21 protein-coding genes are annotated in these 26,977 nt (G+C 41.5%); 9 read left to right on the forward strand and 12 right to left on the reverse strand.

From position 1 onward, the window contains the following. Positions 1-73: 73 nt before the first annotated feature. A complete protein-coding gene (locus tag IL_RS13300; protein ID WP_034819484.1) occupies positions 74-829 on the reverse strand; it encodes a DeoR/GlpR family DNA-binding transcription regulator in 756 nt (251 codons plus the stop codon). 265 nt (positions 830-1,094) lie between these two features. Here IL_RS13300 and IL_RS13305 point away from each other — a divergent pair, with 265 nt between their 5' ends. The 3 genes from IL_RS13305 to IL_RS13315 all read left to right on the forward strand — a co-directional run bounded on the left by IL_RS13305 (position 1,095) and on the right by IL_RS13315 (position 6,237). Further along, positions 1,095-3,440: a TonB-dependent receptor gene (locus tag IL_RS13305; protein ID WP_011235817.1), complete on the forward strand. Its 2,346-nt coding sequence runs from the start codon at positions 1,095-1,097 to the stop codon at positions 3,438-3,440. A gap of 62 nt (positions 3,441-3,502) precedes the next feature. After that, positions 3,503-5,542, forward strand: coding sequence for a phosphocholine-specific phospholipase C (locus IL_RS13310; RefSeq protein WP_011235818.1), 2,040 nt, complete (start codon positions 3,503-3,505; stop codon positions 5,540-5,542). 26 nt (positions 5,543-5,568) lie between these two features. Further along, positions 5,569-6,237: an HAD family hydrolase gene (locus tag IL_RS13315; RefSeq protein ID WP_011235819.1), complete on the forward strand. Its 669-nt coding sequence runs from the start codon at positions 5,569-5,571 to the stop codon at positions 6,235-6,237. A 56-nt stretch (positions 6,238-6,293) separates the two neighbouring features. Here IL_RS13315 and IL_RS13320 read toward each other — a convergent pair whose 3' ends face one another. Beyond that, positions 6,294-7,196: a polysaccharide hydrolase gene (locus tag IL_RS13320; RefSeq protein ID WP_011235820.1), complete on the reverse strand. Its 903-nt coding sequence runs from the start codon at positions 7,194-7,196 to the stop codon at positions 6,294-6,296. 200 nt (positions 7,197-7,396) lie between these two features. On the opposite strand from IL_RS13320, the gene IL_RS13325 reads away from it, so the two are divergent. From IL_RS13325 to IL_RS13355, 6 genes are all read left to right on the forward strand, one after another. After that, a complete protein-coding gene (locus IL_RS13325; protein ID WP_011235821.1) occupies positions 7,397-7,948 on the forward strand; it encodes a hypothetical protein in 552 nt (183 codons plus the stop codon). A gap of 111 nt (positions 7,949-8,059) precedes the next feature. Beyond that, a complete protein-coding gene (locus tag IL_RS13330) occupies positions 8,060-8,530 on the forward strand; it encodes a hypothetical protein (RefSeq protein WP_011235822.1) in 471 nt (156 codons plus the stop codon). Between the two features lie 436 nt (positions 8,531-8,966). After that, positions 8,967-9,422: a hypothetical protein gene (locus IL_RS13340; protein ID WP_016341412.1), complete on the forward strand. Its 456-nt coding sequence runs from the start codon at positions 8,967-8,969 to the stop codon at positions 9,420-9,422. 709 nt (positions 9,423-10,131) lie between these two features. Then, positions 10,132-10,938 carry a M23 family metallopeptidase gene (locus IL_RS13345; protein ID WP_011235825.1) on the forward strand — a complete coding sequence of 269 codons (807 nt, stop codon included), beginning with the start codon at positions 10,132-10,134 and terminating at the stop codon, positions 10,936-10,938. A gap of 25 nt (positions 10,939-10,963) precedes the next feature. After that, positions 10,964-12,058, forward strand: a complete 1,095-nt coding sequence (locus tag IL_RS13350) for a hypothetical protein (protein ID WP_011235826.1) — start codon at positions 10,964-10,966, stop codon at positions 12,056-12,058. 622 nt (positions 12,059-12,680) lie between these two features. Beyond that, positions 12,681-12,992: a hypothetical protein gene (locus IL_RS13355; protein WP_016341413.1), complete on the forward strand. Its 312-nt coding sequence runs from the start codon at positions 12,681-12,683 to the stop codon at positions 12,990-12,992. 308 nt (positions 12,993-13,300) lie between these two features. Here the strand turns inward: IL_RS13355 and IL_RS13360 are convergent, their stop codons facing one another. From IL_RS13360 to IL_RS13405, 10 genes are all read right to left on the reverse strand, one after another. Further along, the gene (locus IL_RS13360; RefSeq protein WP_011235827.1) at positions 13,301-13,597 is read right to left on the reverse strand and encodes a hypothetical protein; all 297 of its coding nucleotides are present in this window, start codon (positions 13,595-13,597) and stop codon (positions 13,301-13,303) included. A 41-nt stretch (positions 13,598-13,638) separates the two neighbouring features. Continuing rightward, positions 13,639-14,277 (reverse strand): hypothetical protein, encoded by a 639-nt coding sequence (locus IL_RS13365; protein ID WP_231378600.1) that lies wholly within the window; start codon positions 14,275-14,277, stop codon positions 13,639-13,641. Between the two features lie 98 nt (positions 14,278-14,375). Then, positions 14,376-15,542 carry a hypothetical protein gene (locus IL_RS13370; protein ID WP_011235829.1) on the reverse strand — a complete coding sequence of 389 codons (1,167 nt, stop codon included), beginning with the start codon at positions 15,540-15,542 and terminating at the stop codon, positions 14,376-14,378. Between the two features lie 6 nt (positions 15,543-15,548). Next, complete coding sequence (locus IL_RS13375; protein ID WP_011235830.1) at positions 15,549-17,786, reverse strand: ATP-binding protein; 2,238 nt, start codon at positions 17,784-17,786, stop codon at positions 15,549-15,551. Next, positions 17,787-19,124, reverse strand: a complete 1,338-nt coding sequence (locus IL_RS13380) for a class I SAM-dependent methyltransferase (protein WP_011235831.1) — start codon at positions 19,122-19,124, stop codon at positions 17,787-17,789. A gap of 162 nt (positions 19,125-19,286) precedes the next feature. After that, complete coding sequence (locus tag IL_RS13385) at positions 19,287-20,885, reverse strand: Tn7-like element transposition protein TnsE (RefSeq protein ID WP_016341414.1); 1,599 nt, start codon at positions 20,883-20,885, stop codon at positions 19,287-19,289. 3 nt (positions 20,886-20,888) lie between these two features. Then, entirely contained in the window at positions 20,889-22,397 is a 1,509-nt protein-coding gene (locus IL_RS13390; protein WP_011235833.1) for a TnsD family Tn7-like transposition protein, read from the reverse strand. Next, a complete protein-coding gene (locus tag IL_RS13395) occupies positions 22,398-24,065 on the reverse strand; it encodes an AAA family ATPase (RefSeq protein ID WP_011235834.1) in 1,668 nt (555 codons plus the stop codon). Then, a complete protein-coding gene (locus tag IL_RS13400; RefSeq protein ID WP_011235835.1) occupies positions 24,065-26,143 on the reverse strand; it encodes a Mu transposase C-terminal domain-containing protein in 2,079 nt (692 codons plus the stop codon). Before IL_RS13400 ends, IL_RS13395 begins: the two co-directional genes overlap by 1 nt. After that, positions 26,127-26,954, reverse strand: coding sequence for a heteromeric transposase endonuclease subunit TnsA (locus IL_RS13405; RefSeq protein WP_011235836.1), 828 nt, complete (start codon positions 26,952-26,954; stop codon positions 26,127-26,129). The genes IL_RS13400 and IL_RS13405 overlap by 17 nt, the downstream gene beginning before the upstream one ends. Positions 26,955-26,977: the final 23 nt, after the last annotated feature.

Consider the following 26,977-nt stretch of genomic DNA (forward strand, 5'->3'; position numbering starts at 1 on the left):
TGTGAGAACGGCCAATATTACGCGCAGAATATGAAGAATTTATGTTACTACCCGACGCTAACCTGATAGCGGGTTAACGGCTACAAATAACCTCCACTTGGGCATTATCGAGTGCAGATTTCAACGGGTCTTCGGGCGGTTTATCACAAACTATCGTATCAATTTGGTCAAAATCGGCCAGATGAACGGAACCAGCCCCACTAAACTTTGAAGAATCGGTCAGTACGACTTTTCGGCGAGCTCTATCAAGAAGTGAACGCTTAAAATTAGCCTCATCAATACTGAAATCAAGTAGCCCTATGTCGGAATGAATACCACCGATAGACAGAAATAGCAGATCGGGTGTGAACTGCCGAGCCTGAATAATAGCTTCCCGCCCGAAAGCGGCCCGGTAATCTGGATCAATTTGTCCACCAGTAAATGCTAACCGCCAATCATCGCGACCAATGACTTCATTTGCTACATCCAGCGAATTTGTCACTACCAGTAACTTCTTAGGTTTGGTCAACATTCTTGAAAACCAGTAACTGGTTGAACCACAGTCAATAAAAACCGTCATCCCATCTTCGACTAATTCGGTAGCTTTCTCTCCAACTTCTTTTTTAGCCGCAGCATTCAAACTTACGCGCCCTTGGTATGGGGGCTCTAGAGTTGAAGTGGAAAGACGAACTCCACCATGCACTTTAACCACTCTGCCGGTAGTTTCTAACTGCCGTATATCACGTCGTATGGTTTCTTCTGACACCTCAAAACGCTGTGAAAGATCGACAACAGACATTGATCTATGAAGCCTAATCAACTCCAACATAGTGATTAAACGCTCAGACATATTCACATCCATCCCCACACGTTTATTGGTTGCGCGCATGTAATTCAATGAGTTAACAAGTTGCTACTTTAGAGCAGAAGTAAATCTTAATCCACTTCCAACATTAAAAACCACATAAACTCACATTATTAATAATTAATACAACAAAATATCACACCACTGTCACATTTTAATTCTATATTGGCCTCGCTCAAAATCATAGCTGGAGGTGAAAGGTCATTTTGGTCCTATTACTTCCACGTTTAGCATACCTGGGGAGATACACATGAACGGCTACAAACGATTTGCACTTTCACCATTAATACTGGCAATAGCCTCAGCATCAGCGATAGCTGATCAGGATAAAGAAGAAACGAGTAAAAAAGACGAACAAATGGAAGAAATCATTGTTGTAGGTAAGAGACAGACTTTCGCCTCAAACACGGTTTCAATGGATATGATTTCACGTCGTCCAGCCAATGCTTCAGTAAACACTGTTGTACAGGAATTACCCGGAGTTATTGTACAGGAAGCTGATACCTTCGGTTCATCTGACTGGATGACTAACATCCGAATGCGAGGCTTTAATACCAATAACGGGCAAATTGGTACAACGCTTGATGGCTTACCAAACGGCGGCTCAAACTACGGCGGCGGTAGTAAAGCGAATAGATTTATTGACGTGCTCGATCTTGAAACCGTGGAAGTCAGTCAGGGAACGGCGGATATCAGCTCGAGATCAAATGAGGCATTAGGTGGAACACTGAATTTCATTACTTCCGATCCATTAATGGAAGAAAACTTAAGCTTACTCTATATGGCAGGCGACCAGGACGCGAGTAAGTACCGTTTCCGTTACGACTCAGGTGAAATTAGTCCAGATACCTACTTCTATCTCAGTGGCTCATCTTCGCAAAATAAGGACGTTTGGGATAATGAAGCTATCACGGAGAAAGATTATCTTACGGGTAAAATCACAACCATTATTGATGGGTTTCATATTACAGGCTTCGCTACCTACAATTCGGCTAATGAAAACGAATATGAATATGTTTCTTTAGAAGATTATTATGAAAACCCTCGTCACGACGGATTACACATGAACTGGACCGGAATTCCTGGTCTTGATGAAAACTATCGCGATGGCTGGCGTGCACTGCGTGATAATTCATTTTATAGTTTTCAGGTCGAAAAAGACTTTGGCAACTTTTCATTCAATACCGCCGTTTATTATCACAGAATGAAAGGCCGTGGTGACTGGATCCCTCCCTACATTACCGATGTCGATGGAGATGGAAACCTGGATAACGAACGCTCCGGTAACACAATTTATGGCGATTACGAGGGTGACGATATCTTTTTCGTTAACGCCGGTACAAATGTACCAGGTACATTGATTGACTCTTGCACTGGTCGATATGGTTTAGACGCTGAAAAAGATCCCAATTGTTATGATGGCAATGTCGAAGGGGTTGGCTCATATCGTACGTCAAATTATGCCAATCATCGTTATGGCATAACGGGGGATGTTTCCTACGACTTTGAAACTGGCAACATACAACATACCTTACGCAGCGGGTTTTGGTATGAAAACTACGATGCCGATGTAACGCGCTCATGGCATTTAGTTGAGAACTCGGCAATTAGCCCGGAATTCAATGAAACCCCTTACTGGATTCAATATAAAACCGAAGCAAACACTAAAGAACTCATGTACTACGCTCAGGAAAAAGCGGTTTTAGGCCCGCTGAGCGCAAGTCTCGGCGTAAAACAATATCAGGTCGATACTACGGTTGATCACTTCTATAACGATGACAGAACGGGTCAATTAGACTCCACTTCAGATCCGTTACTCTACGCAGGGTTAACCTATACAACACCGGTTAATGGTTTAGAGTTATTTGCCGGCTACTCTGAAAACTATAAATCCATTGTTCCTGGTATCATTGATTCCGGTTTATCTAATTCAGAACTGGGTGGCATTGATCCTGAAACGGCGGAGAACATTGAGTTAGGCTTCCGTTATATCAACAATGGCTTTAACGCAGCGGTTACCTTATACGACATTAAATTCGATAACCGAATTGTACAATTGGATACTAGTGTATTGGATGGTATCGATTACAAAGAAGAAGTCGACGGCAGCTATGTGAACGTTGGTGGTCAGAAGAGTCGCGGCGCTGAACTGCTCACCTCATATCAAGTTACCAGCGGCCTGAGAGTTTCTGGGTCTTATACCTATAATGATGCTGAGTACCTTAGTACAGGTGATACCGGTCTTGACCAAGACGCAGAAATTCGGGCTGGGAACCAAGTATACGGCGGACCAAAAACTTTCTTCACCATCGCAGCTGATTATGTCGGTAGCAACATAACGAGTGGAATCTCTCTGCGCCATATTGGGGATAGATTTATCAACTTTGAGAACTCAGCCACCGCGCCTGGGTATGAAGTGGTAGATGCCTACATTGGTACTGATATTCAGGGTGTTTCCTCCAGCATATCGGCTCTTCGCCTGCGTTTGAATGTGAATAACCTGCTCGACGATGAGTATATATCGGCTGTTGGCAGTAACAGTGTTTATCCCGGTTCACCAAGAACGGTGACTTTCTCTGTTAGTGCTGATTTTTAACCAGATGTTAGGTAAGAGGCATTAGATTTCGAAATCTAATGCCTCTTCAAGGAGTTACTTCTATGGTCGATATTAGTCGCCGTCGGTTTCTTTTAGGGGCAGGAGCTGCCAGCGTAATGGCTTCTTTTCCCGCAATATCAAGAGCTTTGGCTATTCCTGCTGCGGTACGTACTGGCACGATAAAAGATATTGAGCACGTGGTTATTCTGATGCAGGAAAATCGGTCTTTTGATCATTACTTCGGTACCTTGTCAGGAGCACGAGGTTTTTCCGACCCTTATCCTGCACCAGCTAAATCGTTTGACCAAATCAAAGACCGTACGATATTCACGCAATTAAACCAAACTGAAATAGGCCCTAAATTTGTCACCCCATTTGCGTTAAATACACGCCAAACATTCGAACATATGCGTGTAGAAGGCACGCCTCATTCCTGGCCAGATGCGCAAGCGGCTTGGGATAACGGGCACATGGATCGTTGGCCAGAAGCAAAAAATCTGCACTCAATGGGTTACTTTGAGCGCGCGGATATGCCATTTCAGTACGCCTTAGCCGATGCCTTTACACTATGCGATGCTTACCATTGTTCTATGCATGCGGGAACCAACTCCAACCGTTTGTTCCTCTGGTCCGGAACCAACGACGGGCAGGCCCAATTTGGTGGGCCGAGTATTGGTAACTCACATGACCGTTTACCTGAAGATGGTGGTGCAGCCATTCCATACACCTGGACAACCTACGTGGAAAGGTTGCAGGAAGCAGGTGTAAATTGGCGTATTTATCAGGATATGTCGGATAATTTTACGGACAATCCGCTTGTCGGGTTTGCTGCGTTTCAAAACTCAGTAGCAGGTAAGCCAGGTTCAAATCCAGAGCTCGCAAAACGAGGGTTAACGACTCAGGCTTTAGACCAGCTGCGAGAAGATATTATGGAAAATAAGTTGCCTTCTGTATCTTATATTATAGCAACAGCGGAAGGTTCCGAGCATCCTGGACCATCTAGCCCGGCACAAGGGGCTGCATATACCTCAGAGGTATTAGACGCTCTAACGGCGAATCCTGAGGTTTGGGCAAAAACAGCATTGTTTATCATGTTTGATGAAAACGACGGATTTTTCGATCACGTACCGCCACCAGCACCGCCTTCAGAAGATCCAGCATCACCCGGCGGATATGCAGGCCATTCTCAGGTGTCTACCCGAGGGGAGTATCATACTCATCGATCCGAAGCGGATGAGTCGTTGGAAGTACAAGACTACATGGGAAGACCCTACGGATTGGGACCACGCGTTCCAGCCTACGTAATTTCTCCCTGGAGTCGGGGCGGCTACATTAACTCGGAAGTTCTCGATCATACTTCGGTTATTCGTTTTCTGGAACAACGTTTCGGTGTTTTAGAACCCAACATTAGCCCCTGGCGACGGGCTGTTTGTGGTGATTTCACAAATGCTTTTGACTTCGTAAATCCAAACAGGGACTTGCCGTTAGCTTTTCCTGACCCCACAGCTGACGCAAAAAGGGCAGCGGCACTGCCAAAAAGAACAACGCCTAAACTTCCGATTCAACAGTCGATGCCTGCCCAGGAACCGGGTATGCGTCCACACCGGCCTAGCCTCTATAAGCTGGATTTAGAGTGGGATGAGCTGCCGGAAACCAATACATTGAAGCTGACCTTCATTAATAAAGGCAAGCACGCTGCTGTATTCCATGTTTACAACCGACTGAATCTGGACTCAATTCCGCACCGATATACTATCGAAGCCAAAAATAAAACGAGCAGAGAGTGGACGCTAATTGAAGATGCTTATGACTTGCAAGTCATGGGGCCAGAAGGTTTTCATCGTCGCTTAGCAGGAAAACATTCTGAAATACAACCCGGAAGAGATATTAGCTTTATCAGTGACGGCAAGTACTGCGGCCTATTGGCTCGTAGTGACGGCTTTACCTACTATCTTGGACAAGACGTTGATACGAAAAAAAGGCTGCCTCAAGGACAGGTCGTTCATATACCGACGGACAGTAATCAACGCTACGATGTCTCAGTGACGAGCACCTCATCTGATTCTTTTCTTAGACAATTTGCCGGCCGCCTGAATCGTTAAGGTGTACTTAAGGACGTACTTTAATAATGACAAAACCAAAGCTTACTGTATTTGACCTTGATGGCACCCTGGTTGATTCAGATAGTGCGCAGGACTGGATGTACTTTTTACGAAAAAACTCTTGGCCTTACAGCAAAGAAGCGACTGAGATTTGCAGCGAAATCATGCAGGATTACAGTAGCGGACGAATGAATATGAAGGATTATATGCAGGCATGGGTTTTACCCATAAAAGGTAAACGGGTTACTGAAATCAGAACTCTGGCTGCCGAATTTGCTGAACACTATATTAAGCCTCGCATTTATACAGAAGGTATGCGTAAAGTCAGGGAGCATCAGAAAGCAGGAGACATTCTTCTGGTTATTTCTGCCAGCCCCACCATTATAGTAGAGCCCATTGCTGCTCTTTTTGGTATTCAGTATGTTATTGGAATCGATATTGAGGTCTCTAGCAATAAGTTCACACAAAACCTAATAGAGCCATTTAGCTTTGGAGAAGGAAAAGTTGCTCTTTTAAAGCAGTGGCAAAAACAGCACGACTTAGAAGACTTACCGTTAGGCTGCATATATAGTGACTCAATTAACGACGTACCATTACTGGATTACGCGCTTAACAGCCATGTTATAAATGGTAACGAACAAATGCGCTCAATTGCGAAAGAAAACGACTGGCATACTCACGAGTGGAGCATATAAGCTCAAAGGTCAGTTCGTTTTCTTGTTTTAATGAAACTGACCTTTGCTTTAAAATTCTATTCGCTGCAGCTCAGAACATTTTCCCCATCCAGGTTAAAACCCTCTTTCCATAAAGCGGATATTCCAACGTCAAGGAAGTAAGAGCAGGCATTACTTTCAAACTCCTGCTGGCTGATTTCACCCTCTGAGCCGTCTTCATAATATTCCTGCACAAACACCGCTTTGTTATTTTTCAGGAAAGTGTCCTCGTAACTCACGCATTCATTTCCGTAGGCATAACACTGTTCGTTTACGGCAAAATCAAAGTCATTAACCAGTTCATTCAGTTGGTCTACATCATTCTTTAAACCAATGCTTAACCCTCGCGAGTGTGCGGCATTGGCTAACCATTTATTGTAATTTAGCTGATCATCGTAAGTGATAATGCCTTTTGTCTCGTCAGTGTTTATATAGCCGTCGACATTGTCGGGTTCAACCGCATCACAACCTGCAGATTGAGCTAAGTCCAGACGCGCTTCCATAATGGGTTTGATGTTTTCATTCAGGACAGCCTCATTGTTTATGTCCAGCCATACTTCACCCGGCCAGTCCGCCATTTCACCGTTGGCAATAACCGCGTCTTCCGAAAATTCAGTCGCATCGGGCCGCCAGTCTTCACGGGTTCCGGCACTAAAATAACAAATAACCCGTTTACCGTTGTCCTTTAATGAACTGATAATACTGTCGTCACCACCCTCGGCACCTTCAAATAAGTCGATATCGAACGCCTCGGCGTCCTTGCTTATATCCAGGTTATCGTAGTTCTCCAGCTGCCAATGCCAGCTTGTTCCTGGCTTGGGTTGCCATATGCCGGATTCTTGGTGATCCGAGCTTTCTGAAGACGAATCAGAGTTACAAGCGGTTAGTTGCGAGCAGGCTAAAACCAATAAACTTGCAGCAAAACAGTTTCGGTAAAACATTGGTGTCATTCCTTAGGTGATCCTTTAGAGATTATCGAGCTTTGCCGGATGGGCGGCAACCTTATTTGAATAACCGACCCTAGAAACTAAGTTTAGGTTCGCGAACCCGCTATCTGGATATTATTTTAAAGGTTAATTAATATACTGGGTGAAAAGTTGATTCAGACACAACGGAATGAGAAGTTTCAGAAGGAGACGCTATGTTAACCAAAGCTTTTTTTGCCCCTTTTTTAACAGCTAGCTTGCTGCTGATATCGGTATCGACGACAGCACAGTCAGTTTCGCAGAAAACCGATATGCTCCCCAATAAATCGAATACACCCGCTTGTAAGCTTCTGACAGAAAAAGACGTTCTGGATCATATTCCCACCAGCGAAGGCGTTCATATAGCAGAAGAAAGAGCTGAGCAAGGTTATTCAACCTGCGTTTGGGTACGAAATGATCTGGATCCTGACTTGGCCACCAAAGAGCCATTTCAGTTGACTGTATCCTGGGACTACCACGACCATGAAAGTGACAACATGGGAGGCTATGTATTAACCCAAGCTCGTCGATTAGGTGAGCCAGTCTTAGGCATTGGCGATGAAGCACACTGGATGCAAGGCGCAATGCCAACACTGGCGGTCTGGTATAAAGAACAAAGCGTGGCTATACAGCTTTTAGGAGGAGAGCCTCAGCGAAAAGGTAGCAAAATTTTAGCCAGCAAAGCATTACGTCGGATAAAAGCCGGTAATATTGCTCAAACGAATTAGAGCTGTTAATCCCCAGGCGTTGACTCGTTGTCACTGCTTCAATAAAGTTATTATCACTAAGGTAAGGAAGTAAAAACCTTTAAGTTTATCTTAAACACAGGAATATGACTGATGAAATCAACAGGAATAATGTTTGCAGCCGCCCTTACTTTAAGTCTCTCCGCTAATGCACAAACACCACCTGAACAGTCGATGGATAAGCCATGGGAATCTTTGTATGAAAACCCAGGTAAAACACCTTATGACAACGACCAGTCTGAGCATGGCAAGCTGCTGCAGGCCCGTTGGAAAAGTTGCTCTGGTATGGTTTTAAAAACCAATATGGTCGCCAAAACAGTGGCTGATCTTAAAGATAACCCGGACGACTACTACGTAACCGAAGAGCAGAACCGCAAACAACTGGAACGCTTTTTTCCTACAGATACCGGTACCTACCAGGACACCATTAACGAAAGAATATTAGCCTTAGGCTATGAACACTGGAAAATGGGCCGAGGCAAAGCCGACAGCTCACCGGAGCTGTCTCAATTAGTATGGGACTGGTGTACTAGTCAGACAGCGGATAATTTTAAAGGACTGTGAGTTTCTCGTTGAAAAACAAGCGACTTAATTTATTCTGCAAGCGATTAAAAAAAGGAAAAATGTTAACCAAACTGTTGCCGACGATAAACTGTTATGTAACTGTAAGCTTTTCATCCAGCGAAAAACAGAAATATGAAAGTCTATGAACTGCCACAATTGTCATAAAGACTTAGCAAAGCCTAACTGGTTCTCTTTTTCATCAAAAACAATAAATTGCCCTTATTGTGGAAAGGAAAATTACGCAAGATTTTCTTTATTTCGCTTCCTAACCTCAATGGTTATTTCATTTATACTGCTAACTATTGTTTCTCAGTTATTTTTGAACGACAAAGGTCTACTAGAAATAATTCCTATTTTACTTGTGGGTCCGCTTAGTTTTTATTTTGCTTGGAAATACAAACCTAAAAATATAACGAAATAAAACTGGGGATTTTCCATGCGACACTTTAAATACAATCATTTTTGGTTTATTCCAAATATAATATTACAGCTTTTAGTTCTATTTTATGTAAATTCTAGTAAAAAAGAGGAAATTATCAGCTTTTATTTGGGTAATGGCGGTGACAACTCAGCGGCGTTTGTAGCCATGCTATTGCCAATTATGCTTTTTAGTACATTCATATACATGCCTTATAGGATCATCACTGACCCGACGAAAAAGTATCGCTTTGACGACGACTATCTTTATATTGACTCAAAAAGTCATACCGAGCAGATTAAGCTAGGGGCAATCAATGATGTTTTAGTTAAACCCAAATGGATGCGCCTTTTAGCTACCCCTTATATAATACTTCATGCAAAAGGGAAGGAAATCAAAATTCCATCTGGATTTAAGCTGAGCAATGAAGACTATGTGTACTTTAAGAGTAAAGTTGTCGTTAAGGAGCAGTAGCTTAAATAATAGGCTTAATCTGTCACGGTTTTAACAACTTTAATGCACGCCGACGTTTCCACTCATCTTTCTGAATGGTTTTCTAACACCAAACGTAATAGCCCGGGATGCACAGAGCACCCTTAAGTCATAAAGTGATTCGAGCAACTCAAGGTCATGAGCCCTGTCAATGGCCTTACACAGCTCAATAATATTGAGTCCGGGGACATTATTGGCAGGATCAAACAAGTTATTTTCCCGGGCGATATCTCGCGTATCATCACGAATTAGAGGAAATTGTTCACGTATGTCAGTAACGGAAGGGTTGTTATCAAGCAGAAGGAAAGCAGCAAATTCGAGATCGGAAAGTAAGTGATGGATGCGCTTGGTGCGGTGAGAGTAACCTGTAGGGATCGCCCTAAAGATAGAACTTCATCGACCCGCACCCAAGGGCTGTAGTCCGCGCCGGAACCAGATCCGCGTCCTTCCTTTATTCTTTTCGCAATCTGCCCCTCGCCCAGAGAGTATTTTGATTTTGCCATGTCATCAACTCGATCTGCTTTGTTTCAGCATAAACGACTTGCATTTTTTACAAAACTAGTGCCCGTTTATTTCTAACCTATTACTATGGAAAAATAATAGGTTACCGAAAATTCTTTACATCTTCATCTTACAAAACTATGTTGTTATTTGTTTGTTATAAAACTATAAAAATAATAAAGAGGAAGAGATGAAACCTGCACGAAAATTTATAGTACCTGTGTCGCTATCTTTATTAGTAATAGGCCTGTTAATGACAAAACAGGTTTATTCCGTTGAACTCGTTCAGATGTGTAAAGTGACAACTATCGGAGTATCTGGAAGTTCGACTTCTTGGACGAGTCAAACCTGCTGGTGGGAGGATTTAGGAGGCGGTGGCGGGGGCGGCCCCGGCGGAGGAAGTGGTGATCCTTTCCCCAGCGGCGGTGGTGGCTCTGGGGGATCACCTACCTATTCACATAATGACTTCGACACAGATGGCAATAATGAGAGCGACTGCTGGAAAAGTTTAGTAGCGAATGGTGATCATTATCTAGATGAGGGTGATGACTTTGGCATGAGAGTTTTGAGCGGTAAGAATGATATGCATGACGGCATTGATATTCAAGCACCATACGGTTCAATTATACGCTCTCCAGCTTACGGTAAAGTCACAGGAGTAGAAAAAACAGATTCTGGTCTTAACGGAGCATATGTACGCATGCGCTATATGAAAAATCAAACCTTATATGAAGCCGTTATGATACATATGGTTGAAGACTCGCCTACTGTAGGCATAGGGGATATAGTTTATCCTGGCACCCCATTGGGGATGGTCAACAGCACAGGTTCTTCTACAGGTGACCACCTACACTTCCAATTATATGTTATTGATACTCCTATCTCTCCAGATGGCATTAATCCTTGGACTGGCAAGCCATATAATTATGCAGCATTAGGCCCTAAAACCCCTATTGACCCGGTACCCAGAATGGGTGACTTATCTTGTGAAATTTAGTGAATAAAAGACATGGAAGGACATTATGAATATTTTAAAAAGAATCTGTTTAGTAAGTACTTTTACTTTAGCTATCAGTGTTCATGCGGAAGAACTACATTTCACCCAAGAAAGTAGTACCTTTGTTGAAATACTGAGTTCGCAATACATCGCGACTATTAAAGGGGACTCTTCTGACAAAGTTGATTTTTATACTAAAAATCAAGATTTGGTCAATTCAGTCTCATTAGATTGGAAAGCCAACCATGCATGGAGACTTTCAAAGGATTATTTTCTGGTCGCATCATTAAAAAGAGCACCTGATCCAGAAGCCTATAATCAAGCCGTTTTATTTAAAGGCGATAAAATTGTTGAGCATTTTAGAGATGTTAAAAATATCCATTCAATACCAGGAGGAGAAAAGTTTGCCATTGAAACAGCCACGGGCAACGATGAAAAGAAAACTCACTTAAAGATATTTGACGTCAAAAAAGGGTTTGTTAAAGAAGGAAGAATTCCACGGACAACTCGCTTCAGTACGGTGTCTATTTCTCCTGACCTTAATAGCGTTGCAATTTCCCCTTTCTCCACAGATTCAAGTTCTGTCTTGAATATAACGGTCTACTCTGGTGATAATTTTTCGTCAGAGACAGATTATAACTTCGACAATACTCGAATATATCAAACAATCCCCCTTGCAAATGGGTTAGTGGCAATTAACGTGAATCGCCGTATTGCAGCAATGTCTGAAGCTAAGGCTGAATGGACCATTCCAAATAAACAAATTTTTGTTACCGTTGATGTTTTAAAGCAAACCTCAGATCCGAACTACATAATCGCGGAAGAAAATACCGGTAGGGTCGTGGTTATCGGACTAGACGGTTCCATCGCCTTTGACTCAAAAGATCAAGAGGATGATACCTTCGAAAAGATAGAGCAAAACGGAGCTTATATTGATGTTGTCAATGACCAGTTAATCATTAATGACAGTAATCGTGGGGAGGCGCTAATCATACCGCTTAAAAAACCAAAGCAAGTTAAGCATATTCGTGAAGTAAGCGACATACTAGCTATCGACGTAGCAAGTGGATACATCGCTTTTAAGAAAAAGGGTAAATTGAAAATAAAGAAGATTAATTAAAGCAAAAACTCCGAAACAGAGTTCCAAAGGCTTTGTTTCGGAGTGATGTATTTTTAATATCGTAAATTTATAGTTTTTTTAATAATCTTATACTATTTTTCAAAATATCTTTCCTCTTAGCACTTAGAATCGCTCCTATTGATAAGAACAAAATTACTCTTAGAGGTTGCGCGAACAACCTTATAGCCAAATCTATTTTTAACAACTTTAATGTCTCATTTAAGACCTTTAATGTTTGTTAAGAACTTTAATGTACGCCGACAGCTATATACTCAACAGGCATTATTTTCCACCCTTAAAATAGTATTTTTAACAACTTTAATGTCTCATTTAAGATCTTTAATGTTTATTAAGAACTTTAATGTACGCCGACAAAAATGTGGTGTGGTAATAAAGCTCCATACTATACTCGGCTAAGTTATTGATTTATTGAATCACATTCGCAGACCTGAATAATAAACAATCATACTAATAAATCGATTAGCCTTTTCTCTTGACTAAAATTTAAGAATAAAGTGTCATACCTACTGGCCTCTACAATCACAGACTAAAAGGCTTGATAATACGATGCTTTATATCAGTATAGCTTGAGGCTGAGAGACCATGTCTTAAGAGGTTATGAATGAAAAGCTTATCTTGCCCTGCCGCTCTATTCTTCCATGGCTCTATCGCTTGGCTAATCCGCTATCTTCACTCAAGGGCCGATGCGCTTTTTTATATCGTGTTAACACTAATCACTTCACTTGTTGTTCACTTTGCTACTTATAAAGGTGTATTTGTAAGATATTGGCCAGAACATCTCAAAGACGATGCAATATTGTCTAGACTTTTTACGGTACCGCTTCTTGCAACCGCCAATATTGCAGTAGCGGCGATTTCTCTTTTCATTGCATCCTTTATTCATAACCCCATGGGGGAGCATTTAAAAAAATAGAAGATACTATTTATAAAAATCAATTAAGCACTCAGAACGATCTTGAAAACCTCAGATTGCATATCCCTGCGTCAAAAGAGGTTACCGTAGTATCAGATTTTTTATTTTGGTTGAAAAGTCAATTTTTCTGAAACTCTTACTTTTAGTGTAATAGAGGCTTCTTTGACGTCAATCGTTTTATTTTATTTATCGAATATATTCTTTTTTTGATAATCAAACTAATTAAAACTATAGTTAATGGCTAGCTAATATGGCTTTCTATTGAACAAAAAAAGTATCAATTCGAGTTAAACCTATAGTTTAATCTATTACCAAAGTTCTCTTTCTGCAGTTTCTATAAAACTTTCTATTACGTCAAACTCGGCATTAGTAAAAGCTATTTTTGCTCCCCCATGTGTCAAGGTCACACCGGAGTCCGTAGAATAAAAACCATAATTAATATTATTTTTATGATTATCATTTCGATCATAATTTTTAATATAATTATTAGCAATCTCAGGATCGATCGGAACGGACCAGCCGCCTGAAGATACGATCAAAAGACCTTCTGAATCAGCTTTAAGGAATACTTTACCTTCATCTCTGTCAAGCTTAATCGTATTCATGAAATACACCTTTTAAAATGATAAGTCTAAATAGATATAAATTACTTCTTAAAACAATACCAATTATGACTACAAAGTTCCGAATTATGACTCATAAACAAATGTTTACTATAGTCATCACTCTCTGTCCCCGAGTCTGGCTTGAACCATTTTTGATGGCATTGGCTAATTAAATCGCTAAAGATAGAAACATGGATCCCTTCATCGTGGTCAACCAAGTGGTCTGCTATAATCATCAAAATTGTAGAATAAAAGTCTAACTGGCTAGTTGGAATTCTTACTGAGCCAAACCCTCGGTTTTTACTCTTTTCAAGACTTACGTTCAATTTATCGTGTATGTCATGAACCAATACAGAGTTGTCCTGTTGAGCATGAAATACAGGATGTGCCGGACTAACTTCCTTATCAAAATCGTAATGAAAACCTATAGGATCTTTAAGATTTAGTTTCTCACTTGGCTTGTTAGGTCGGCAATACAGTACATCCGTTTTGTATTTTGTAAAATAAATATCTTTACCCTTCTTAATTGCGTGCATATGGCCTTTTACATATATATTTATTTTACTCTTACGATCTGACTTGCCCGAGTCTGATACACTTTCAAATTTAGCTAAATCACATATATCACATTTAAAAATACCATCATCAATCTCTTCAATAGACCAAGGAGGTATATGCACGAAGGACCCTATATCTAACTTAGAACACATAGTTAAGATACAATTCGTAAAATGACTATGGTTCTTATCAAGTAGCTTTTGAAATGACATGTAAGTTACTAATTCTTAGATTCTAAGTATGGATGATATAGTTCATACGCTTCTGTAGCAATACGGCTCAAATCAGCACCTCTAGGCATCCAATCCAACGCACCTATAGAGTGTTTTTTACAAACAGGAGCTTCTTTAACCAAACAAAAATATCCCGCTGACTCTCCACACTCGAGACATGCAGATTGCTTGCATTCGATACCTTTCTTAAGAAGAAGTTGATAGCCTGAATCTACCTCTTCATCAATTAAAATATCATCTAAGTCGAATCGCCACCAAAATTCGTATTTTGTTTTCTGAGAGAATGGACCAGTGTATAAAGCTGAGTTAAATTGTTGCTTATTTTCTATGAAATCATCGTAATTAAGATCCAAATATGACGCAGCAGCTTCAGACTTCAAAATGACACCAGGAAATTTCAATACAGAATTATATAGCCAGAATCCTATTAAATAGGCTAACCCTGTTTTAAATTTTAATATAACGGAATCTTCATCAGAATTTTCATTATCTATAGCTTCAAGAAGCTCAACATAGTCACCGTATAAGTTAAAAGACCTCGCATATCCACTAAGAATGGGTTCCATATCGTCTTTATCCAAAATTTCTGTGGCTATGTCTACAATATCTTTTCTAGTATTATCTTCATTAACGAAGTCTTGCTTTTCTAGCTTATTAATTCTTTCTCTAAGTTCTTCAAATCCCAGGTAGATTGAATGAATACGTACAATATCCTCAGGGATTAATTCTATATCCTCGTTCCCCGTCCCTTTAAGGTCTAATTTCGCTGAATATAAATGAGCACGTTGAACGAGCTCTTTTATTCTTTGACGCGGAGTTTGCTTGGACATAACGCGAGAATATCTGCAATGAGGCACCCCAGCAAGCTTACAGGCATCGCTCACTACAGACTCTGATAGCTTTGAGTTATAGCCGCTCAAATCGTGATCGACTACAACTAATTTTATATCAGGGTTATCTGTTAAGTACCGCTCGAATTGCTTCTCAGTTGAATTGTTAGCTCCAACTTTTTCAGATGGCTTCAACAAAGTTTCGCAAACAGAATCGTCGACTTCGACAACTTCTACACTATCTTGTTGTAATTGACGCCGTAAATTACTTACTACTTCGGATCGTTTCTTATTATCGTCGTCAATAACTAAAATTTTATCCATAAAAACCTACTTAACAGGAAGTTCAATTTCAAAGGTAGTTGCAAACCCATTCTCAGGCGAGACCAACTCTATCCTGCCACCGAGCTTTTCGATTATTTGTTTTACTAAGGGCAACCCCAATCCCATTCCACTACCTAATGGGTTATTTTCGTTAGAAGTGGTCGTATACAGTGGGTCCCATATGAGTCTTCTAGTTCCAGGAGGAATACCTGCACCATTATCACTCACTCGAATAAAGTGACTGTTTTTCCGATTCAGAGTCGAGATTTTTATGCATTTATTCTCTTTTGATTCAGATACAAGAGCCTTAAGGGCATTAGTATATAAATTGTGAATGATTCCTTTATAGACAGCCACCGGCATTTTAGGCGCATACACATCTCGGTCTACATCTACCATATCTATATCAATATCGCGTTCTAACCTGAACTTAGAAAACGAATTAACGACATCCTGTATTTGAGGAAAAGCTCTAAAATAGACCTCATTGCTGAAATTGATCGACTCAATAAACGACTCAGTATACTCGGTATAAGCTAAAAAAGCAGACAACGACTCATCAAGCTTTTGTGAGTGGCCAGATAATTCAGGATAGTTAGCTTCGAGAAATTTTACTCGATCTAGAGTTTCCTCTAAAAGATGAAGAGTGCTTTTGAATTCATGCGTCATAAAACCCGCAACCACTCCGAGTAACCCCATATTTACAAAATTTTCACGGGTCTTTCTTTCATGATCTATGAGCTTATCATAGTCATTTCTCAAAGAGCTGTATTTACTTGTTAGTGCTTCCTTGTCCTCTTGGCTCAATGTCGACGTATTTTCGATTAGGTCAATTACCTCGTCTATCTCGTCTTGTGCCCTTTCATAATCTCTTTTTTTTCTTTCTTCCTCTTCATCCAGAGAATATTTTTTATCATGGTATGCGACTAGCTCTATGGAAAATCGGCATATATCATTTAGCTGTTGAAACCCCTCATTTTCTACTAGGCCTTGCCTATCGGTACTAGGAGAAAGAGATTTAATATCGTCAGTTATACGAGCATTGCTAGCCTCAATAAAAACCCCTCCAACTAACTGATGAGTTTCAGGTAAGGCAAGCATTGGGTTGAGTTTAGGACTCGTTCTTTGCTCAGTCGACATTTCATAGTGTTCTTTCATAAAGGGAGAACGCCAATGCCGTTCGCTGCGAGAACTATCCGCATTTAGACTTAACCAGTCATCATCAATCTCTCCGTAAGGAGGTACCTTAAAGCTTTTATCATATACAGCTACACTTGGTGAGTTTCTTATCCATGCTCTAGCCTTGTTCCCGTTAATAGTTCCATTTCGGAGCATACCTTTACGGGAAGGAAAATAATTCACTTGTCCGTATATATCACAACCCATTAAATTCTTTATTGGAATTTTTACTTCATCACATAAACCTTTATCACGATGAAGAACCTTCATAAAAAGATTATTTCCGTTGGTATAGAAGTAGGATCTAAATAGATAACTTTTGAGAACATCGTCCGCGATATTATCTACTTCAGACTTTCTTTTCTCGGTTTTGTCGCCAGGAACTATAAAATTTAAATTGAATTTATCGCTTTCTTCTGATGAAACTTCACGTTTAGATTTATAGGAATGCTTTAGCTTAAAGTCATAAGGTGCGTCAGACAAAAGTGCATCTATCGGCGATACCATTGATAAAGTGCTATCTTTGATTTGCTTAATTTTTTTGTAATCGAATTTGTGTCTGAGGTTTTTTATAACTAAGGTAGTTCCCGCACTATCCTCAACTCGATTATAAAGTCGATAACTAATAATAAGCGAGTCGATCGAGGATTGACTATCTACTTTTTCCCAATTAAATCTAGCAACTATTTTGCTTCTATCACCACATTTATTTTCATAGACCGTGATTAAAAGTAAAGTTTTTCCTAAAAATCTAGTCGCAAACCTTCCAATTCCCTTTGAGCCAGTAATTGTTCTACCAAACACTTTACTTGTAGGTGAGCCTGCTTTATTTCCGGTAGCAATTCGCATCCATTTATTCTTAAAGTCATCCAGACTCATTCCATGTCCGGTGTCTTTCACAACGATTCGGCTATCACTCCACTCAACATTACAGCTTGTTGCATCAGCATCGTATGAATTTTTAATCAATTCGGTCAACGCGACTTCAGAAGAGCTAACAAGCTGCTCTCCTAACTCACGGAGGATTGCACTTTCAACACTGAAACGAATTTCATCGCGATTCATTTAAGTCTGCCTTTTTAGCCAGTCGACTATCACGCTATTCATCTGGTTCACCTCTACCTTTTTTAGCTTATTCGAGTGACTTACTATCTGTCGCTCAAAGTCTACCGCCTTTAAATGATTAATCAAACTATCAATATCATCCTCAGCGACTTGATGAACTCCATGTACTGTACCTATAGCAATGGCACCAATCCTGTTAGTAAGAGTTCTTGGTCCAAACTTTGTAAATCCGGAGTTGTACAATATAGAAGGGGATGGATGAGGACTATATCTCCACCACGGCGATTGCTTCCGGCAAGTATAGGTATCTATAAGCTCCTCAGGAACTGAATCAAAATAGCGTTGAAGATTTTTTGAAGGTGAAGAGGACGGAGAAACAAGCCAGCACTTCTGATCGCCCAAAACGTAATATTTAAAAAAATTATTCTCATCTAAAGAGTCGATGTTAGGCGGCAAAGTCTTCATTTGGGTAATGCAGGGAAAGACATCAAATCCCACTTTCAAGCCAAACTGCTTTCTTATTTTTTCTGTCAGACAGAAAACAGTCTGTGAACCCGGACTAAGGCCTCGTTGAGCAAAAATTTCTTTATCTCGTTTTGTATAAGAAAGAAGTCTCTCATCACTCCCTGTTACCGACTCAGCTTCCTTAATTTTTAAATCTTCCGATACTTTAAAAAACCTCCAACGGCATGAGCTCGTAGATTTATCAATTATTGAAAGGCTTGCTGTTGTTAAAACCTTTGAATCAGTAAAGATATTTGACTCAAATCGATACACGTCAACTGACCAACCTTTCTTCTCTATTGCGTTACGTAAAAAGGCTGCAGAAGGTCGTGATACCCATTCGTACGGAACTACTTGAGCACAAAGTCCGTCATCTGCAGTACTCAAGAGTGCTTGGCACATAAAATAAACAAATCCATTAGCTCGCTTATCGAACTTTTCGTCCAGCGCACGACCAAGTATGCCCGATAACTCTAGCTTCCACTTCGGAGACAAATCGTGGTGTCGAACATAAGGAGGGTTACCGATAGCCAAATCGAAATCGCCCCCAAAATCCTCACCAAAAAAAGCACATTGGTTCAAAATCCTTTTGCGATTTTCGTTTTGAAAATCGCCAAGCCGTTTACTATCTACTTCGATCCCGAGATAACTATCATATACGTCTGATCTCGAAAAATTTCCCGAGCCGGCACCTAAGTCCAAAACTGAACGGATATCCCTTCGATACTCTTTCACCAATTTCCAAACAAATTCGACAATTTTATCTGGCGTATCAATTTGACACCTTGATAAATAGTTATCCATAAATTGGTTACTTTCAGGATTTACAGTCATCTTTGCACTTTGCCCAGTATTTACATAGATATAATGTAACCTTTTGAGTCGACGTCCACAATCCCCATAGGTACTATTTACCCGAAGAAATTAGCTTTTCTTAATGTACGAGAGAGAAGTTAATCGATATAGCTTTTCTGTTCACTAGTTATTCATTACCACTCATACTCTGGCTAACAAATGGCGGCAAACATTATTAGCCCACCTCCTTACATTTTCTTGCCGTATTGAACCCGCTTTTTCAGACGCTTGATGTACTATAAAAAAATGATTGTCTTTACCAAACCCACTATCAAAATAATCCTTTGGCCAACTCAACGACTTTTTGAGTAGCTTTATCTCAATCTCGGATAGGTGTTCAACTACTGCTTTCGCAGAAGAAGCCATAACCACCTTTGTTGATAATGACTTTGCAGCATCCGAGGTATCAACCTCCATAAGGTAGAATTGGTGACCACTGACAGTCACCCTGGCCAACATCCAACACCTTGGCGCTAAGTCATCCCGCATTAGGTGCATTTTGCATCGACCAACAGATGGCAGCTTTCTAAAGGCTAGACGCTCAACTCTGCAGTTATGATTAGTAACCAAGTAGTTCAGCATTTTTGAAAAGCTTTCAAACTTACTATCGTACAAGTGCATATCATCAGTATTTTCGTCTAAACCATCCCATTCAGCACTAGGCAACTCACCCATAGGAGATTGTTCTTCTGTACTAACTAGACTGGATGCTTCGCTTCCGTCAGAATTGTCGCTGGAACCAACCTTTTTCCTTTTTCTTGCCGTTTTATGAGTATTTACCGCCTTTGCAAATTCAACTTTCGTTTTGACTCCATCAATTTGCACCGGATCATTTTCACCACTGGAGTCTTGATCCTCATCTACTTCATGATTAGGCGGTCGGTAATCTCCACCACGGGCACCCCTTCCACCACTCAGCTCAGGCACATAGAATTTGGGACTAAAGAACTCAACGTCACTAGGCACACCTGTCGGAATACCTGTTAATTCAGTGATTTCATAAACCAACAAGGTATTAGTTTCTGTATCTAAATTTCCGCGAACTTTTAAATTAACTCCTTGAAGGGGAGGAGGCTCAAACTCAAAGTTCCAAATCCTGTATGAGCCTCGGTTAAAGCCAGACTCTAGCTGCGCCTTACTGATACTTTCGTAGGAGAGCCGAGCATCGTTATCTAAGAGAAGCCAAGCTAAGTAACGCCGGTAACCGGGATCTGAAAATACGTTATCGGGGCAGGTGCTATTTGGGAGCACAGTAATGACGGCATGCTCTGAATTAGTCGCATCATGCTCTACTGAAAACTCATTCTGCAGTATTCCGTGCTCCATACACGCACGAGAGAAGTAGGCATTATGAAAAAATAACGCCCTGGCTAATTCAAACTGCGGTAAATACACTGTCATGCCATCAGGTAAGGTTTTAACGAAACAACGAGACTTCCGCTCCTTTGGCAAATCTCGCTCTTTCGCAGGGCAGTCTTCTAGATTGCTTACTTCCCATTTTTGTAAGTTATCGACGGTGAACTCTATCTCAGAACCTTGTTTCCGAAATGGTCGCGTGGGATTAATAACATTTTTTCTGACTAGAATTGGGGCTTGAGACAATAGAACACTATCGTTGCCTCTCGTTTTTCTTGGGTAAATACTTAGATTAATCCCCCATTGGCTTCCATCAGTCCGTTTGAACACTGATCCAATACCATTTATCCAGGTGTTATCTTCAAACCCACCGAGCCTATCCATCGCTTACAACCCCATTACCTCAGAAAGAAACTCTCTTGCTTCTTCCGTTAAGCGCTCTTCACTAAGCCCAGCGCTACGCAAAACATCCCATCGTTTAAGGTGTTCACTTTGTTTATGCCGCTCAATCGCCACGTGTGTTATGCGGCGGATCTGATAGTCCGCAATCGTTTCCGTGTATCTACTTAGAAACAGCTTACACAGGGGAAGCTTATATAAGTTTTTTTCCACCTTTGACTTATGATCCAACTGGTTAAAGTACCAGTTTCTTGATCTCCTAGGGCTCTCCAGCTTTATTTCAAAGCAGTCACGAATGGATATCAGAGCCTTTAACAAGCCGCGATCAAATGAGCTCCAATTCACTCGTGTAGACAGTGCTGACCTTTTACACATCAACTTTGCATTAAGCGACAATAACCAAGCTCTATCGTGGCGATACAGCCAAGTATAGTCTCCTCCGGCACCTTCAAGGCGAGCCCTTTTCGTCCCTTTATTCTTTATCGCTTTAAGCCAAACTCTGCGCCGTTTAAGTATTGTTAACTTATCAGCCTGGAGCATAAGGCTGTGAGTAACTGACTTTTCCGGCTCATATGATTTGACGTCTTTAATGACGTCATTTAACGCAATCGTATCTCCGAGAAATGCATGTAATACAACAAGGTGCTCAAGGTAACTGAAGCTTTTACGATGTTTTCTAAATAGGCTTCTTAGCCAGCATGTATCAGAGTCTATTAGTTTCAGGCCAACACTTTTCAACCAGCTTTCTGACCAATAGTTAGTGACTTTCCGAGCGACTTCTTCATGCTCTATATTGCAGCCTCTATTGAATCCAAAATCACAAGCAAGAGCTTTATAAAACAACCCCCATTGGATAACTGTTGGTACCGACTGCTCAGGCAGGTTCAAAATCGATGTAATGCTTGAATTCAAGACATTGCTCTGCCTATTCGTTTTGCTTTGCGGCTTACAAGAACATAAGTTTAGGTCTGCGGCCGTATACACATGGCGCTTATAAGAAGTCCGTCTTACTGCTGTTTCCTTTAGCTCCCCATGAATAGGACAGTAATCCATACCCGCAATTTGCCAGTCTCGTCGCCAGAAGCATTCGCCAAATTGATTCCATTGCTGTTCAATGCATTTAGGGCAATATCGTAAGTAGTACGGTTGAGTAATTCGGGATGCGGCGAATCCTGACATGACATGTACCGAATGCACTTTATCGGCTAAAAGCTGCTTTTTCAGTTCTGTTCTTCGTGATTCGCCAATAAACAGAGCGTACAGAGGAAACAATGTATGTTTATAAAGCAAACTCTCAGGTTGAACGTTCAGCTGGCCTGGATATAGTTCCGCTACCTGCTCTAAATGACCGTGTAAGTCAGACGTAGCAATGATTGTGTTCTTCCCAAACACTTCGTGTAAGAGCTCTTTAGGTGAGGTTAAACCGCTGTGGATACCATAACGGGCTATCGTGCTATAGATAAGCTCATCGGGATAAGGAAGCGGAAAACCGAGCATCTATCCCACCTGTTTTAACCTAGCTTCCATATCGAAAATGTCACGGCCTACTGCAAGCTCACCATAAAACTGACTTTTCCGTTGTGAGTATTTAAAGCGTAAATCATCGGATGGAAGGGTGTGCCATTCTTTTGACTTTATTGTTTTTGCCTTCGGTTTGGACTTTTGCACTGCCGTAGGCTCTTGCTCCGTTTTATACCACTCGAGAACGATACGAGTTAACTCCGGCAGCTCAAGCTCAGAATGTTCACTGAAAACTTTCTCAACCAGCGCCGGCAGCAAGTCAGATTCGCAGCCCATCGCCTGGAGCATATTATAAAGCCTTAAAGCTTTTTCATTATTGCCAAACGACACCTCTTTTTTCTTCTCTTCCTGCTCCTGTGCAATTAGGTTTCTGAGTTCAAGTAAGCGCTTATCTATTGAGGGTAAGTGTAAGTCCGAGTATTTCACTATCAAGTCAGCATCATTGCGTCTCAAGGCTTCAAGCATTGGGTGAACAGGAATAAGTTCTTGTTCATAAACTTTTCGAAGTAAGTCTGCGGTAATACGTTCAAGGCCCGTCGCTATTGCCCGCATTTGAGCCAATACAAAAATCTTCACGACGATATCTAAAACGCCTTGTGATAGGTCATACCAACAGTCTCGAACTTCGTCACTGAGCGTTTCATCTCGTCGCTCTAGCCACTGGTACTTCCATAGTTTATTAGTAAAGGCCTCCCATTCGCTCAGCTTTGGCTCTCCCGTTTTAGGGTGGTATCGACGAGTGCCTCGTTGCATTGGTTCCCAAAACAATGAACCAAATCCAGCGCTTCTTCTCCCAGCCTGCAGCTCCATTTCAAAGATCGGCCTGGCTTTTGGTGTTCCAACTAATACAACCGGAACACCGATGACGTTTACCAACGCAACAAAGAACTCAAGCATAGCTTCTTTACTTAAAGTACCTTTCAACCCTAGTCTTTGAATTTCATCGATAACAAGAACACCAATCGCTTTTTGAGTAGCTACTTGCCCCATCAAAGCCAGGAGAACTTCAGGCCCATGACGTTTTCGAACATACTTTTTCTCATAGCCTGTCTGAAGCGTCCGGTCGACTTCACGGAAAAAGTTCAAACATAAGCTTTTAAGAGAACCATCACTCGGGCATTCAATGCGCAGGTAGGGGAGTTGAATAAAATTATAGTCCGGATGGAAAATCACCTCAGGATAAGTAGCGAGTATACGGTTAACTGTGGTGCTTTTCCCTGACCCTGAACAGCCTATCAGGGACAAACATTTAGCCGTTGAATTCGACTGTGAAAAACGAAAGTCACTCGTCGCCCCCTCCATTATGCGCTGATATCCCTCCTGCATTTTTTTGTTAAGGGAGCCATCTGCAGGGTTACGACCAACGTAACCCGCCCGAATCATGATTGACAACTTCTCCTCTAACTGTAAATGCATTGATAGAGGTTGAAAGAAATCATCCAGCAAAGACGCTATGTTATGGGCTCTTTCTTGAGGCTCTGCAAATCGATTTTCTTGGTCGAACCGGACTTTTCCGGTGAGGCTATTTCGAAGTGTTTTGCGATCCATTATCGGAGGCAGAGCTTCAATCAGCGGGTTGCCCTGATAGCGCTCAGGTTTAAGAGGCCTGTAAACCGCTGAAACGTAATTATTGGGTAGCGGCATTAATCGTCATCCTCAAAGAGTTCATCAATATAATCCGGATAATCAAGGTCAGGGCTGCTTTCCTTAAGAGGGATAACATCAGCTGATTTATTACCCGACTGAGCATTTTTAGGTGCTTTGCTTTTACGCTCTAATCTTTTTTCACTAGACCGGTTGTCATTGATAGCTCTTATTCGCTCCGCTTTTGGCCGATCAGAGCGAGCGGGGGAATCAGATACAGTCTGAGAAATCTTATCAAGCACAAATTCTTCATGTTCTCGACGGCTTTCTTTAGCTGCTAACTTTGCTTTTGCAGCAACTTTCTTCTGCTCTTCTTGAAGTTGCCAAACATCCCAAAATGATGAGCCTCGGTATTGACGAGAAATTTCAGTCAGGCTGCACTTCCAGTACTTGTTGCTTCCTTTTTCATAAAAGAGATAAATACTGTCTGCACTCAACGGATCATATGCCGCCATCATCTTTTTAGGTCGTTTCACATCACGACCCCGATGCGTCCAACCTAACCGGACGATCTCTGAAGCAGTATAATACAAGCCAAATAACCCCACACCGCGCTCTGAAAGCGTTACCTCACTCCTGGGAAGCAGTGCAATTTTAAGTGCATCACTATCAGTCTGGCGGAGACGCCCAGTACGATTTTGAATACCCCAGTTCCAAAGGTGAATGGGAGTACTCGGTAAGTCCGTTGGCATATCAACTTCCCGATCGTATTTATCAAGTACCGCAAATTGATTGTGTTGCAGCACTGACGACAAAACAATTTGAGTGAAGTCTGTAATCGTTAGCTTGGCATCAAGACGGTAATCTGAGCCTCCACGCTTTTTCACCAAATTACCGGTTACATAACCAGGCACAAACGGACCAAAAGATTCGTGCATTGTTTTAAAATGCCTTTCGACAATACCTTTGGCTTCGCCTCGATACGGTGGAGTATTTTCTATTCGCATAGAAAAACTACTCTCTAAATTTTCAATCTGATGACCAAGTAATTCCCCTCTATCGGCCAGGAGGGCATCAGGCAAACCAATACATGGCCACTCATCGTCCGTGATATCAAAACCAAGCTCGCGACAATAGTCTGACTTACTGCTTATCGCTACGTGCAATGCCTGAAGCGCAGCGGCGTATGAGGGGTTTTCAAAACCGATATAAAATCCAGCCACCATTCGACTGAATACATCGATAACCATGTAAACAACCGGACGCCCAACGATATTGCCCCTGTCGGAATCAGAAACCAGATAAACATCCGCTATCGTCGCATCAATTTCATAACGAGAGCCGGGTCCCAAAGCTTGCGATGCTGCAGTTCCGTGTAACGGTCGTATATCTTTGCTGTAGTCTTTCTTCGATATCCTTTTTTGCAGCGCTTCCGTTTGATTATATTCTCGTTTATAGAAATGACGCAGCTGCCATAAGCTTGGTAGATTTTCCTCAGCAACATCCGGAAAGTAGTTGTGATACATGGTTTCTAAGCGACGATGTGCATAGGGAAATGAATGCCTCTTGTCGCTTAAAATATACTTATCAATCGCTATCCGAAATAACCGTTCAGTTTGTTCATCAACAATTGCTCCCGTGCCTGGTAAATACTTACGCGGGCGGCCTAATTTTTTTCCTTTGGCGACACGCTTTTTGCCCTTGCCACCAGAATTCTTGTAGTCAGGCAGTAAGGCATTAGGTATTTGTCCCCGTTGCCAATATCTCCGCGCTAGTCGGTAAACCGTCTGCTTTGTCGTACCAAACTCACTAACAATTTTATCAACTACTGGTCCTCGCCTTTTCGGATTATAAAAGTCAGTTAGTTCAATCAAAGGCCTCAACACCGCAAAATTCTTATCCCGTTTATCACGGGCAACGGTTCCCTCGCCCGGCGATTCATATGCAAGGTAGTTATACGGGTCGTCTATACGCTCAAAAGCGTCATCATCAATTGTCTTATAAATTTCGCTGATAAGAATTAACTCGGGCAGTGCTTTTTCATCGTCCAGACTTATCCAGACGAGTTGTTCATCAAGACTTTCGAGAATGCGAAAGCGCTCATCGTGAAACTTAACTACTTCATTGATTCGAAACACGATATGCCTCCTTGATAAAACTTAAGTCAGAGGCACGCAAAGCGCCAACCTTTAACTTCGTTATGGGAGTAAAAATATCAAATTCAAAGTAACGCTTAGCTAAAAGACGCCGAATCTCATACAACGACTCGCCAGCATTTAAACCATAACTGGTATCGAGTTTCTTACACAGTGAAATGATGGTTTGATTGGGATTTTGCGTGAACTGATGTTGATAAAACTCTATCTGCTCAGACGCTAATTCATCATCTTCTTCTGAGCGGCTAGCAGGATATAACCAGTTTACGTTCTTGCTAACTTCCTTGGGTATCTGATGATCGGTTATCAGGTACCAAGGCACACCTTTCTCCATCCAGTACCTGCGCTCCAATTCAAGTTTCTCAACCGTACGCTCATCATCTAGTGCACTCGCATACTTGGCCTGAAATACTAATCTTGGGGTTTCTTCATTTGACGAGTCGACTAGAAAGTCGCTCGACATGAAATGGTCAAAGCCATTTTGTGCTGGATGCTTAATACCTGCATCGGCAGCAAGTTGCTTAGTAAGGGTTCGGTCTAATGGGAACTGTTCACGTACTTGGGTAACATCGGGTAGCCACTCGAGAAGAAGAAAAACTGAGAGCTCTAGATCGGACAGTAAGTGATGGGTTCGTCTGGACTTGTGGCCAAATACTCGATGAACACGGCCAAGGGAGGGCAAATCTCGAACAGTCAGCCAAGGTCGATATTCTTCATTCTGGCCGCTACCGCGCCCTTCCTTTATCCATTTTAAGAAAGTCGCTTCGGAAATTAGGTTCTTCTTCGTTGCCATTACGAACCCCCTGACTTAGACAT

The sequence above is a fragment of the Idiomarina loihiensis L2TR genome (assembly GCF_000008465.1).
Classification (GTDB): Bacteria; Pseudomonadota; Gammaproteobacteria; order Enterobacterales; family Alteromonadaceae; genus Idiomarina; species Idiomarina loihiensis.

Bases quoted from the DNA above. Each gene is read 5' to 3' on its own strand.
- IL_RS13300 (WP_034819484.1), bottom strand. From the start codon at position 829: ATGTCTGAGCGTTTAATCACTATGTTGGAGTTGATTAGGCTTCATAGA.
- IL_RS13305 (WP_011235817.1), top strand. From the start codon at position 1,095: ATGAACGGCTACAAACGATTTGCACTTTCACCATTAATACTGGCAATA.
- IL_RS13310 (WP_011235818.1), top strand. From the start codon at position 3,503: ATGGTCGATATTAGTCGCCGTCGGTTTCTTTTAGGGGCAGGAGCTGCC.
- IL_RS13315 (WP_011235819.1), top strand. From the start codon at position 5,569: ATGACAAAACCAAAGCTTACTGTATTTGACCTTGATGGCACCCTGGTT.
- IL_RS13320 (WP_011235820.1), bottom strand. From the start codon at position 7,196: ATGTTTTACCGAAACTGTTTTGCTGCAAGTTTATTGGTTTTAGCCTGC.
- IL_RS13325 (WP_011235821.1), top strand. From the start codon at position 7,397: ATGTTAACCAAAGCTTTTTTTGCCCCTTTTTTAACAGCTAGCTTGCTG.
- IL_RS13330 (WP_011235822.1), top strand. From the start codon at position 8,060: ATGAAATCAACAGGAATAATGTTTGCAGCCGCCCTTACTTTAAGTCTC.
- IL_RS13340 (WP_016341412.1), top strand. From the start codon at position 8,967: ATGCGACACTTTAAATACAATCATTTTTGGTTTATTCCAAATATAATA.
- IL_RS13345 (WP_011235825.1), top strand. From the start codon at position 10,132: ATGAAACCTGCACGAAAATTTATAGTACCTGTGTCGCTATCTTTATTA.
- IL_RS13350 (WP_011235826.1), top strand. From the start codon at position 10,964: ATGAATATTTTAAAAAGAATCTGTTTAGTAAGTACTTTTACTTTAGCT.
- IL_RS13355 (WP_016341413.1), top strand. From the start codon at position 12,681: ATGAAAAGCTTATCTTGCCCTGCCGCTCTATTCTTCCATGGCTCTATC.
- IL_RS13360 (WP_011235827.1), bottom strand. From the start codon at position 13,597: ATGAATACGATTAAGCTTGACAGAGATGAAGGTAAAGTATTCCTTAAA.
- IL_RS13370 (WP_011235829.1), bottom strand. From the start codon at position 15,542: ATGGATAAAATTTTAGTTATTGACGACGATAATAAGAAACGATCCGAA.
- IL_RS13375 (WP_011235830.1), bottom strand. From the start codon at position 17,786: ATGAATCGCGATGAAATTCGTTTCAGTGTTGAAAGTGCAATCCTCCGT.
- IL_RS13380 (WP_011235831.1), bottom strand. From the start codon at position 19,124: ATGACTGTAAATCCTGAAAGTAACCAATTTATGGATAACTATTTATCA.
- IL_RS13385 (WP_016341414.1), bottom strand. From the start codon at position 20,885: ATGGATAGGCTCGGTGGGTTTGAAGATAACACCTGGATAAATGGTATT.
- IL_RS13390 (WP_011235833.1), bottom strand. From the start codon at position 22,397: ATGCTCGGTTTTCCGCTTCCTTATCCCGATGAGCTTATCTATAGCACG.
- IL_RS13395 (WP_011235834.1), bottom strand. From the start codon at position 24,065: ATGCCGCTACCCAATAATTACGTTTCAGCGGTTTACAGGCCTCTTAAA.
- IL_RS13405 (WP_011235836.1), bottom strand. From the start codon at position 26,954: ATGGCAACGAAGAAGAACCTAATTTCCGAAGCGACTTTCTTAAAATGG.